Raw genomic sequence first — 11316 nt, forward strand, 5'->3', positions numbered from 1 at the left:
CCGCCACCCCGCTCACGGATGAGAGCAGAGCGTCCGAGCCCCCGGGCGGCGCCGACGCCGCACCCGCCCTGAACGACCCCGAAGAACCCGAGCAACCCACCAAGGCCGACGAGGCCGAGGAGCCCGAGGACCCTCGGTCCGGAGGCATGTTCCGGTCCCTGCGCAACCGCAACTACCGGCTGTTCGCGGCCGGGCAGGTCGTCTCCAACACCGGGACGTGGATGCAGCGGATCGCGCAGGACTGGCTCGTCCTCGAACTCGCGCACGGCAGCGGCACCGCGCTCGGCATCACCACCGGCCTCCAGTTCCTGCCCATGCTCCTGTTCGGCCTGTGGGGCGGCGTCATCGCCGACCGCTACCCCAAGCGCCGCATCCTGGTGCTGACGCAGGTGTCGATGGGCGTGCTCGCGCTCATCCTCGGCCTGCTCGCGGTGACCGGCATGGCGCAGGTGTGGCACGTGTACGTGCTGGCCTTCGGGCTCGGGCTCGCGACCGTCGTCGACAACCCGACCCGCCAGTCGTTCGTCATCGAGATGGTCGGCCGGCGCGACCTGCCGAACGCGATCGCGCTGAACAGCGCCACCTTCAACGGCGCCCGCCTGCTCGGCCCCGCCGTCGCGGGCGTGCTGATCGCGATGATCGGCACCGGGCCGGTGTTCCTGGTGAACGCGGCGTCGTTCGGTGCCGTGCTGTTCGGCCTCTACGCGATGCGGACCGGAGAGCTGTACCCGGCGGAGCCGGTGAAGCGCGCCAAGGGCCAGCTCCGCGAGGGCCTGCGCTACGTGCGCGGACGCCGCGACCTGACGCTGGTCATGGTGTTCATCGGGTTCATCGCCATGTTCGGGATGAACTTCTCCACGACGGTGGCGCTGATCGCCACGGAGGTCTTCAACACCGGTGCGTCCGCGTTCGGGCTCGCGTCCAGCATGCTCGCGCTCGGCGCGCTCAGCGGCGCGCTGCTGGCCGCGCGGCGGGTCACCCGGCCGCGGCTCCGGCTGCTGGTCGGGATGGGCGTGCTGTTCGGCGTGCTGGAGATCGTCACCGGCCTGATGCCGACGTACTGGTCGTTCCTGCTGCTGCTGATCCCCACCGGCATCGTGATGATGACGATCACGACGGCGGCCAACGCCACCGTCCAGCTCGGGGTCGCGCCGGAGATGCGCGGGCGGGTGATGGGGCTCTACATGCTCGTGTTCCTCGGATCGAACCCGGTGGGCGCGCCCACCGTCGGCTGGCTCGCCGAGCACTTCGGCGCCCGGATGTCGCTCATCCTCGGCGGCCTGATCTCCGCCCTCGCCGCACTCGCCGTGGGCGCGCTGGCCGCCCGCGGGTCGATCCGCCCCACGCTCGCCCGCGTCCTCGGACGGCGCCCCGCCAGAGCCTGACCGGAACCGACATATGGCTACAGAGCGGGCGCAAAGGCGACCGATCGGCGTGACAACGGGTGCCATCTGCTGAAATGCTTGCGGGGTGGCCCTCCGGACGTTCCCATGAGGCTTTTCGTGGCGCTCGTGCCGCCACCGGACATCCTGGATGAGCTGGAGGAGGCCGTCCTCCCGCACCACGACGCGATCTCCGAGCTGAGCTGGGTCCGCCGCGAGCTGCTGCACGTCACGCTGACGTTCCTCGGTGAGGTGGACGACCGCACCCTGGACCGGCTCCTGCCCCGGCTGGAGCGCGCCGTCGGCCGGCACGAGCGGATGTCGCTGTCGCTGGCGGGCGCGGGCGCGTTCCCCGGCAGCGGCGCGCACGCCCGCGTCCTGTGGACGGGCCTGTTCGGCGACCGCCGCCGCATCGCGCGGCTCGCGGCGTCCACCACCGCCGCCGGACGCCGCGTCGGGACGCTGCCCGACAAGCACCGCGGCTTCCGCCCCCACCTCACCCTGGCCCGCTCCAGAAAGCCCGTGGACGTGCGGCCACTCGTGGAGTCGCTGTCGGCGTTCGCGGGCGCCGCGTGGACGGCCGACTCCGTCCACCTGATGCGCAGCCACCTCCCCGGCAAGGACTACAGCCAGGTGACGTACGAGTCGCTGAAGACGTGGTCGCTGCGTCAGAGTTCGGGCGGCGGGGGCGCGGGCAGGTCCGCGTCCGGCGGCCCCCAGGGGACGCCGTAGCGCTCGCAGGCGCGGCGCAGCTCGTCCAGGTCGGGCGGGAACGTGACCTGGCGCAGCACCCGCCCGGACGGCCCCCACACCACGAGGCGCGGCATACGCTCATGCGCCTCGTCGATGCCGACGCCGCCGATGCGGTCGCGGGGCAGATCCCACTCGACCCTGCCGCGCTTGGTCACGACCGCGAGCCCCGCGGACGACACGCGCAGCTGTGAACGGTTGCGGTCGTAGAGCCAGTAGCCGACAAGGCCGATGACGAGCCCCGCGGGCACCGACCAGCTCGCCGTGGCGTTGAACCCGCCCAGCTCTGGGCCGAGCCACACCGCGCCCAGCAGCGCGACGGCCTCGCACAGGAGCACGCTCATCGCGTACGTGCCCGCACGGGACCGGCGGGTCGCGTCCAGCAGCGCGCCGGGCGCGGTCGCCGGGCCGGGCGGCGGCAGGGCGGAGAACGTGAGGTCCTGCTCGCCGGGACGCTCCGGCCGGGGCGCCGTGCCCTCCTGCCCGGCGCTCTGCGAGGGCAGCACGGCGGTCGCCGGTTCGGGCTCGGCCACCGGCTCCGGGGCGGCGAGCGTGGACACGGCCGTGTGGAACGCGGCGCTCATGTAGGCGTCGTACTCGGCGTCGTTGACCGGCAGCCCGGCGCGGCGGGCCGAGTCGCGCAGGTCGGTACGGGAGATCCGCAGCGCCGACAGGGGCGCGGCGAAGAACTCGTCGCCGTCGGTGTCGTACAGCCGGACCCACGCGTGCCCGGCGATGGTCAGCAGCTCGATGCCGCCGATGCGGTCCTCGGGCATCTTCAGCACGACGTCCCCGGCGGCGTCGGCCCAGCCGAGCCCGCCGTCGGCGACGACCAGCCGGCCGCCCGGCACCTGCGCGAAGATCTCGGGGAGCCCCTCCAGGCCGTACTCGGGGCGGCGCGGCGTCCGCGCCCCCGGCGTGATCACCCGGTAGCCGTGGTCGTCGAGAGCGTGCGCGAGCTGGAAGCCGTCGAGCCCGTGCGCGGGCAGCCGGGCGACGAGCTCCAGCCGGTGCCCGAACGCGAGCGCGGCGAGGTCGGCGCGGCGCGGATCGCCGCTCACCGGGTCCAGGCGCAGGCCCGGCCCGACGACGACGGCGGCGACGTCCCCGGCCCGCAGGTCCTGCGCCTCGCGGCGGCGGCCGGGGCGGGTCCGGACCCGCAGCCGCTCCGCCGTGATCGTCCAGCGGATCTGCGCGGCGCGCAGCAGCCGGCGGCGGGCCAGCAGGACGCCCGCGATCGCCGCGAGCACCCAGCAGCCGGCCGCGAGCCTGGCGCCGAACCCGCCGGTCCCGTCCACCGCGATCCGGACGATCATCACGGCGGCGAGCAGGGCGACCAGCGCGCCGAGGAGCACGATCCGGCGGCGGCTGGGCAGCGGCTCGGGCGTGTCCAGCCGGTGCTCCGCGCCGGTCCGGCCCCGGCCCCGCCCCTTGCCGGCGGCCCGGCCGCGGTCGTCGGTCCGCTGGGCGGACGGCTCGTGGGCCGCGGCCAGCAGGGCCGCCTCCTGGTCGAGCAGGCGCTTCTCCGCGGCGTGGTCGCGCGGCAGGGCGCTCCCCTCTGGAGTGTCGTCGTCCAGCCCTGGGACGCGCAGGGCCTCGTCCAGCGCGGGGTCCAGCAGGTCGGTCGCCTCGCCGTCCAGGACGTGCACGGGAAGGCCCAGCCGGCGCGCCGTCACGAACACGGTGAGGGGCTCCATGCCCATCGCCGTCATCCCGCCCACCGCGGTGCGCCCGAACCGGTGGAACACGGTGAGCACGCCGTCGCCGGTGGTGATGGCCAGCGCCTCGATACGGGACCGCTCGTAGGAGACCATCGTCTGCCCGTCCGGCGCGATCCGCTCCAAGCCCGCCGCGGACAGCCGCCAGTACGGCCGGGGACGCCGGCGGCGCGCCTCCGGGGCCGCGCCGAGCAGCCACGGAACGGCGGCGACGACACCGAGCAGCGTCGCCCACAGCCACACCGGGCGGATCGGCATCAGCGCCAGCACCACCGCCAGAAGAGCGAACGGACCGGCGGCGACGGGACGCCAACGGCCACCGGGACCCGCGAGGCCCACCAGCTCATGCTCCACAGTCCGCATCCTCACACGGGTCCCCGCGGGACCGTCGCCTCCTTCCGGCAACTGGCCGCCCACCGCCACCGACTTCCATCGTGCCGGTCAGGTCGCCCCATCACTCCCGTCAACCCTCTTCCCTGCGGCTTCCCGTACGACTCCCCCTACGACCCCTATCCCCGCTTGCGCAGCAGCCCGTATCCGACGGCGGCGGCGATGGCCAGCGCCAGGAACAGGCCCGTCCTGGTGCTGGAGGCGTCCTTGCCCTCCTCACCGGCGCCGCCGGACGATCCCGCGTTCTCCGGCGACGGCGCCTGGGACGGCGCCTTGGAAGGCAGCGCCTCCTCCGGGAGCGGGATCCGGTACACCGGCTGGTCCGTCCCCTCCGACCCCGCCAGGAGGGCCGTGCCGTCGGCGGTGTAGGTCACCGACTCGCCCTGCTTCTGCGCCGGCAGGCCGATCGACGTCAGCGACTTGCCGGGGGAGCCGTCCGGGTTCACCGAGTAGAGGCGGGCGCCGAGGTAGGTCCGGATGACGCAGGTGCGCCCGTCGGGGGAGAACGCGCCGCCGGTCGCGATGGGCGGCGCGCCGGAGACCTCCCGCACGACGTTGAAGCCGCCGGTCCGCAGCCGCGCCGGGGCCTCGTACACCTTGCCGCCGAACAGCTTGCTGGCGAGGTAGAGCCGGTTGGTCTTCGGGTTGATCATCAGGGTCTCGGCGTTGCGCGGCCCGTCCGCGTACTTGATCTTGAAGGCGGTGGCGCGGATGGTCTGGCTCCGCAGCCGGGCGGGCTCGGGGATCCGGTACACGGTCACGTACGGCCACGCGCCGCCGAGGTTGTCGCCGATGTCCCCGACGAAGATCGCCGGGCGGCCGCGCTCGTCCTGCCCGACCGCGATGTCCTCCCAGTCGCGGGCGTTCGCGCCGCCGAGGGTCAGCACGGCCCGCACGCCCCCGTCCGGGCCGAGCGCGAAGATGGACGGGACGTCGCCCGAGTCGTTGTGCGTGTAGACGACGCCCTTGTGCCGCCGGCTGACCGCCAGGCCGCTCGACTCGGTGATCCGCTCGTCCCGGATCGTGAAGGCCACCTGCTCCTCGGCGGACGCGGGGGACGGCAGCCAGACGAACGTTCCGGCCAGGGCCAGCGCCGCACCGGCACGGGCCGATCGGGATGCGAAACGGCGGGATCGGGCGGGACGAAAGGGACGCGCACGGCACCATGACATGGCCTGATCATCCCCGTTCCGCGTCCCGCCGCTCGTCCGCCCCGCGCGCTCGGGCTCAGCCCGCGCCATCAGGACAGCAGCGCACCGACGACCACGGTCAGCACGAGCGCGGTCAGCACGGTGGGAAGCAGCCATCGGGGCGCGCGGTTCACGCTGCCGAGCTTATTCGGCTCCGTGCCCGGCGCGAACCGGCCGCCCATGATCTGCATCTCATCTGGCATGTGCGGATTGTTCGGGATGGTGCGCTCACCGTTCGCCGCCGACGCCGGAGCGGCGTCGGACGTGTTCGTCACGCTGGGCATGCTCGCGGAGGAGCGCGGCACGGACTCGGCGGGCCTGGCCCTCCTCGGGGGATGGCCGGGCCTGGGCGGGGCGGCCTTCGGCAGCGGGACCGGGTGCGGGGACGGCTGCCGCGTGCTGTCGGCCCGCGGCCGGTTCTCGGCGCTGTGGCGGCCGGAGCTCCTCCCCGAACTCGACCGCGCGCCGGTCGTCCTCGGCCACACCCGCTGGGCCACGCAGGGCTCCCCGGCCCACCCGGCGAACGCCAGCCCGATGGCCGTCCCGGCGGCGGGGGACGGGGGCGCCGCGATCGTGGCCACGCACAACGGCGACATCGACGCCGGTGACCTGCGGTCGCGGCACGCGCTGCCGCCCGCGTCCGGGACGACCGACAGCGAGCCCGTCTTCCAGCTCCTCGCCGGCTGCGCCGACGCGTCCGCCGTGACCGGCGTCCTCGAGACGCTGGTCGGACGCGCCGCGCTGGCCTGGGTCCACCGGGACCGCCCGACCGAGGTGCACCTGGCCCGCGCGGCGCTCAGCCCCCTGACGATCGCCGTCGACACCGAGCAGAACATCTACTGGGCCTCCAACCCGCGCTGGTTCCGGGAGGCGGAGGAGCACACCCGGGCGCGGTTCGCGACCGTCGTCATGCTCCGCGAGGGCACCTACCTCAAGATCGGCATGGAGCGGCGCCCCGGACGCCGTGACCTGCCCGAGGTGCTGGCCACGGCGAACTTCCGGCCCACGGCCCGCGACACCGACATGGACGACCGCGTCTGGACGGGCTTCACCCTCGCCGACGAGCAGTGCGACCGGGCCGGCCTGAGCCACCGCGTCGTGCAGCGTCCGGGCGGCACCGCCCCGGTCCCGACCGCGGCCTGAGCCCCCGGACTAGAGGCCCCGGACTAGAGGCCCCGGACTAGAGGCCCCGGACTAGAGGCCCCGGACTAGAGCCGCTCGACGACGTAGTCGATGCAGGCGGTCAGGGCTTCCACGTCGTCGGGGTCGATGGCGGGGAACATGCCGACGCGGAGCTGGTTGCGGCCCAGCTTCCGGTAGGGCTCGGTGTCCACGATGCCGTTGGCCCGCAGGATCTTGGCGACGGCCGCCGCGTCCACGTCGTCGTTGAAGTCGACCGTGCCGACAACCTGCGAACGCTGCGCGGGGTCCACGACGAACGGCGTCGTGTAGGCGGTCTTGTCCGCCCACGTGTAGAGCCGCTGGGACGAGTCGGCCGTGCGGGACGTGGTCCAGTCCAGGCCGCCCTGGGCGTTCATCCACTCGACCTGCTCGGCGAAGAGCAGCAGCGTCGCCACGGCGGGCGTGTTGTAGGTCTGGTCCTTGGCGGAGTTGTCCCGGGCGGTCTTCAGGTTGAGCGACTCCGGGATGTACCGGTCGGACATGGCGATCTCTTCGATCCGCTCCAGCGCCGCCGGGGACGCGAGCGCCACCCAGAGGCCGCCGTCCGCGGCGAAGCACTTCTGCGGCGCGAAGTAGTAGACGTCGGTCTCGGCGACGTCGACGGGCAGGCCGCCCGCGCCGGAGGTGGCGTCCACCAGCACGAGCCCGTCGCGGGCGGTCGTACCCGCGGGGCGCCGGATCGGCATCGCGACACCGGTCGAGGTCTCGTTGTGCGTGAGGGCGTAGGCGTCCGCGTCCTCCTCGGCCGACGCCTCCGGGTGCGACCCGGGCGGGCTCGAGATGACGGTCGGCTCGCCCAGCCACGGCGCGCTCGTGGTGACCTTGGCGAACTTGCTGGAGAACTCGCCGAACGTCAGGTGCTGCGACCGCTGCCGGACGAGCCCGAACGCGGCGGCGTCCCAGAACGCGGTGGTGCCGCCGTTGCCGAGCAGGACCTCGTACCCCTCGGGCAGCGAGAACAGCTCCGCCAGCCCCTTGCGGACCCGTCCGACCAGGGACTTGACCGGCTTCTGCCGGTGCGAGGTCCCCATGTAGGCGGCGCCGGACCCGGCGAGCGCGGCCAGCTGCTCGGGACGGACCTTCGACGGGCCGCATCCGAAGCGGCCGTCGGCGGGCTTGAGATCGGCGGGAATGTCGATAGTGGGATCAGCGCTGTCGGTCACTCGCAAAAGGCTACTTCACCCGCCGTACGGCCCACGCAAGCAGGGTCACAAGCGCGATTGTGCAAATGCCCGCGATGACCAGCGGCGGGTAGATCCAATCGTCGCCCCTGGAGCGCGCCGTCAGGGCGGTGCGGGCGGAGTCGTACGCCAGGAACGCCAGGAGCAGGGCGGCGAGCGCGGTGGTGATCCGTCCCGACAGGGCGTTGGTCCGGCGGCGGCGCTCCTCCCGCTCCGCCTCGTAACGCCGCAGCTCCTCGGCCGCGTCGGCCTTCCGCGGCGCGGGCGCGCCCGCCGTCCGCGACGCCCCCGCGTCCGCCGCGGGGCCGATGTCGCCTTCGAGCGGTTCGTCGTCCGCAGCAACACTCATGGCGCCAATCATGGCAAAAGCGAGCAAGGTGGCCGATTTTCATGCTGGGTGGCATGTTCAGTGGAAAACTTCGATCCTTTCCGGGAGCCGCGGCGTCGAAGGACGGAGGAGCCGCGATCGGCGGGCGGTCGCGGGCGGGCGGCGAGCGGGAAGCGAGGGTCGGCGATGGCGGGCGACGGCGAGCGGACCTTGAGCGAGGACCGGCTGCGCGGAGTGCTCGACCTGTTCGAACGGCTGCGGGAGCGGCCGCCGTGGCGATGGCGCGAGCGGCTGCGGCCGCTGCTCTTACTGCTCGGCCCCGCACGCGCCACCTCGCACGCCGCCGAGCTGCTCAAGTCCCGGTGCGAGGACGAGCGGGCCCCGGTCTCGCACATCGCGGCCGACACCCCGGCCACCGACGTCGCGGGCGTCCTCCGGGAGGCCAAGCGGGAGCTGTCGCAGCCCAGCAGCCGCGGCCGGGGAGAGCCGCCGCTGCGCTTCCCGATGCTGGAGATGGCGCTGTGGCTGCGCGACCTGCGGGACATCCGGCGCGCCGGGGACCGCCCGCCGCCGCGCGGCGCGTCGTCCGCCGAGCGGGAGAACCACCGGCTCGTCCGGCGGCTCACCCACCCGCCCGTCGGCGACAACGAGAACGCGCGCCGCCGCGAGCTCAACCGGGTGATCCGCAGGCGCGGGCGGGACGTCCTGCGCGACCTGGAGGAGCCGCCCAGCCGGTCCGCGGCGTTCCTGTCGTTCCTGGAGCAGATCGCCCCGCTCGGCGTCGCGGTCGTCGCGCTGGTCAGCGCCGGGACGGCCGCGGCCATCGACCTGGCCACGGCCGTGTTCGCCGCCGTGGTCGGGCTGGCGTTCGTCGCCGTGCAGATCGTCGCCAGGACGCGTGGCTGGTACGGGGTGTACCGGTACGGGTGGTTCCTCCGCCAGCCGTACGTCGACCGCGACTCCACCGGCTTCCTCGGCTTCGCCCTGGGCGTGTTCGACCCGCGCCCGGTCGAGCCCGACGACCACGGGGAGCAGCTCGACCTGCTCCTCGTCGCCGCGTTCCTGGAGGACCTCCGCCGCAACTACCGGCGCGACTACCGGCGGGCGGCGTGGGCGCGGGTCCGCTACCCGGTGCTGCTCCTGGAGCACCTGCCCGCGGGGCATCCGGGCGTGCAGCTCATCGAGCTGATCGAGCGGGTCCGAGCCGACAGCCAGGCCGGCGAGGGGCTCCCCGGCTTCGACCCGCTGGTCGTCGTCGCCGGCGTCGACCCGGCGACGCCCGCCGAGGACGGCCCGGCCGCCCCGTCCGGCAGGAGGCTCCTCGACCGGATCGCGCAGGCGGTGCGCGTGGACATGGCGTCCGGCGAGCCGCAGAGCGTCGTCGCCGCGCGCGGCCTCTGGGACCGGTACGCCCGCGAGCAGCGCCGCGTCGGCGCCCTCGGCTCCCGCCGCGAGCTGCGCGTCGACATCAGCCGCGACCCGGGCGGCGACCTGCCGCCCGTCCGGCCCGTGCGGCGCCGCCCCCGGCTCGCGCACCCCGCGCTGCCGTGGATCGCGATGTTCGCGGTCGCGGCGGCGTCCATCACGGTGATCTCGGTCCAGGTGGTGCGGTACTGCTCGGCGTTCGAGATCGCGCGGACCGGCAACGGGGAGTGCGTCGGGATCACCGACGGGTCGTTCCGCTTCGGCGTGGACTCCGGCGGCCGGAACAACGACAACCGGCTGAACAAGGTCCTCGACGAGATCGAGGAGCTGAACGACCACGTCATGGAGTCCGGCAAGCCGTACGCGACCGTCGTGTACCTCGGCCCCGTGACCGCCGACCCGTCCATCAAGAACCACCGGATCGACCTGCTCGCCGGCGTCCAGGGCGAGCTGATCGGGCTGGCCATCGCGCAGCAGCGGTTCAACGACTCCGCCGAGGGCGACGACCTGCGGCTGCGGGTGCTGGTCGCCAACGCGGGCGCGCGGTTCCGCTACGCGGTGCGGGTCGCCGAGCAGATCCGCGAGCGGGCGCTGGCGGACCGATCCATCGTCGCGGTGATCGGCTTCGAGCAGAGCCGCCGGCAGACCCAGGAGGCGATCAGGCTGCTGGCCAAGTCGGCGCTGCCGCTGGTCGGCACGGCCAACAGCTACGACGGGACGGCCCTGCTCGACGGGGACGCGGGCTTCTCGCCCTACTACTTCCGGCTGGCCTCCCCGAACTCGCGGACCGCCCGGCACGCCGCCTACTGGGCGCGCAACGGGCACCTCGGCGGCGGGAAGGTGGAGAACGCGGTCGTCATCTACAACGACCAGCCGGACGACCTGTACAGCGAGAACCTCGCCACCGGGTTCGCGGAGGCGTTCGGGCGCCGCAGGGTGCGCATGCGTCCGTACAACAACTCCGGCGAGCTCGACAAGGCCGTCCGCGAGGCGTGCCAGGACCAGCCCGACCTGTTCTACTACGCCGGGCGGTCGGACGAGTTCCGCTCGTTCATCAGCGTCCTGGAGCTGTCCTGCCCCAGGAGGCCGCTGGTCATGGCGGACGACGAGATCGCCAAGTACGTCAGCGACAACGCCACGGAGATCGGCCGCAAGAACACGTTCGACCTGTACTTCACGCCGCTCGCGGCCAGGGAGGCGTGGACGTGGCGCTGGATCGGCGACCAGGCGCCGCAGACGTTCTACTCGGACTACGACCCCGCCGTCCGGGAGATGACGGACGAGGACAACAAGGGCCAGCAGCCCTCGATCACCCGCGCCGCCGTCGCCTACGACGCGGCCACCCTCGTCGCGACCGTGGCGAGCAAGGTGTTCTGGCAGGAGAAGGCGCTGCCCTCGGCGGGATCGGTGTTCGCCGCGCTCAACGACCCCGACCACGACGTCCTGCGGAACGGGGCCAGCGGCGTCATCCGCTTCACCAGCCGCGGCACCGGCCACCAGGTCGCCGAAAAGCCGGTCATGCTCGCGACGATCCAGCCGGACGGCACCACGGAGGTCAAGCAGGTCTGCGGCCGCCTGGTCGCCGGCGAGCAGGGCAAAGCCGATTGTCCGGCTTAATTGCAGTGCCCTCGGCGGTCAGGCGCTAGACCGTTGCGGGGTCGGGGTCTTGTATCCGCCCTGGGCTTGGGTAGGTGACCCTCGTCGTCCGGGAGCCGGATGGCTCCGGCTACCCGGGACGACGCGGGAGTCAGTGGTGACTGTCTCTTATAC

The 11316-nt window shown here is 73.6% G+C and carries 9 protein-coding genes; 4 read left to right on the forward strand and 5 right to left on the reverse strand.

Going from position 1 to position 11316, the window contains the following annotated elements:
* Window positions 1-146: 146 nt before the first annotated feature.
* Both E1266_RS30220 and thpR read left to right on the forward strand, forming a co-directional pair.
* Complete coding sequence (locus E1266_RS30220; protein WP_132052832.1) at window positions 147-1385, forward strand: MFS transporter; 1239 nt, start codon at window positions 147-149, stop codon at window positions 1383-1385.
* A gap of 105 nt (window positions 1386-1490) precedes the next feature.
* Complete coding sequence (thpR, locus tag E1266_RS30225) at window positions 1491-2114, forward strand: RNA 2',3'-cyclic phosphodiesterase (protein WP_132052820.1); 624 nt, start codon at window positions 1491-1493, stop codon at window positions 2112-2114.
* On the opposite strand, the gene E1266_RS30230 is transcribed toward thpR, so the two are convergent.
* The 3 genes from E1266_RS30230 to E1266_RS38345 all read right to left on the reverse strand — a co-directional run bounded on the left by E1266_RS30230 (window position 2051) and on the right by E1266_RS38345 (window position 5633).
* Window positions 2051-4204, reverse strand: a complete 2154-nt coding sequence (locus E1266_RS30230; protein WP_132052822.1) for a hypothetical protein — start codon at window positions 4202-4204, stop codon at window positions 2051-2053. The genes thpR and E1266_RS30230 overlap by 64 nt on opposite strands.
* Window positions 4205-4359: 155 nt before the next feature.
* Window positions 4360-5274: a hypothetical protein gene (locus tag E1266_RS30235; protein ID WP_243719064.1), complete on the reverse strand. Its 915-nt coding sequence runs from the start codon at window positions 5272-5274 to the stop codon at window positions 4360-4362.
* A gap of 206 nt (window positions 5275-5480) precedes the next feature.
* The gene (locus E1266_RS38345; protein WP_165966267.1) at window positions 5481-5633 is read right to left on the reverse strand and encodes a hypothetical protein; all 153 of its coding nucleotides are present in this window, start codon (window positions 5631-5633) and stop codon (window positions 5481-5483) included.
* A 16-nt stretch (window positions 5634-5649) separates the two neighbouring features.
* Here E1266_RS38345 and E1266_RS30240 point away from each other — a divergent pair, with 16 nt between their 5' ends.
* The gene (locus tag E1266_RS30240; protein WP_165966268.1) at window positions 5650-6573 is read left to right on the forward strand and encodes a hypothetical protein; all 924 of its coding nucleotides are present in this window, start codon (window positions 5650-5652) and stop codon (window positions 6571-6573) included.
* 65 nt (window positions 6574-6638) lie between these two features.
* Here the strand turns inward: E1266_RS30240 and serC are convergent, their stop codons facing one another.
* Both serC and E1266_RS30250 read right to left on the reverse strand, forming a co-directional pair.
* Complete coding sequence (serC, locus tag E1266_RS30245; protein WP_132052826.1) at window positions 6639-7775, reverse strand: phosphoserine transaminase; 1137 nt, start codon at window positions 7773-7775, stop codon at window positions 6639-6641.
* 10 nt (window positions 7776-7785) lie between these two features.
* A complete protein-coding gene (locus tag E1266_RS30250) occupies window positions 7786-8142 on the reverse strand; it encodes a hypothetical protein (protein WP_132052828.1) in 357 nt (118 codons plus the stop codon).
* Between the two features lie 165 nt (window positions 8143-8307).
* On the opposite strand from E1266_RS30250, the gene E1266_RS30255 reads away from it, so the two are divergent.
* A complete protein-coding gene (locus tag E1266_RS30255; RefSeq protein ID WP_132052830.1) occupies window positions 8308-11163 on the forward strand; it encodes a hypothetical protein in 2856 nt (951 codons plus the stop codon).
* Window positions 11164-11316 lie beyond the last annotated feature (153 nt).

It is taken from the genome of Actinomadura sp. 7K534, from assembly GCF_004348575.1.
In the GTDB taxonomy this organism is placed as follows: domain Bacteria; phylum Actinomycetota; class Actinomycetes; order Streptosporangiales; family Streptosporangiaceae; genus Spirillospora; species Spirillospora livida.

Excerpts from the sequence above, each read along its gene's own strand:
- E1266_RS38345 (WP_165966267.1), bottom strand. The coding sequence starts at position 5,633 with ATGCCAGATGAGATGCAGATCATGGGCGGCCGGTTCGCGCCGGGCACG.
- E1266_RS30255 (WP_132052830.1), top strand. The coding sequence starts at position 8,308 with ATGGCGGGCGACGGCGAGCGGACCTTGAGCGAGGACCGGCTGCGCGGA.
- thpR (WP_132052820.1), top strand. The coding sequence starts at position 1,491 with ATGAGGCTTTTCGTGGCGCTCGTGCCGCCACCGGACATCCTGGATGAG.
- E1266_RS30220 (WP_132052832.1), top strand. The coding sequence starts at position 147 with ATGTTCCGGTCCCTGCGCAACCGCAACTACCGGCTGTTCGCGGCCGGG.
- E1266_RS30240 (WP_165966268.1), top strand. The coding sequence starts at position 5,650 with ATGGTGCGCTCACCGTTCGCCGCCGACGCCGGAGCGGCGTCGGACGTG.
- E1266_RS30250 (WP_132052828.1), bottom strand. The coding sequence starts at position 8,142 with ATGAGTGTTGCTGCGGACGACGAACCGCTCGAAGGCGACATCGGCCCC.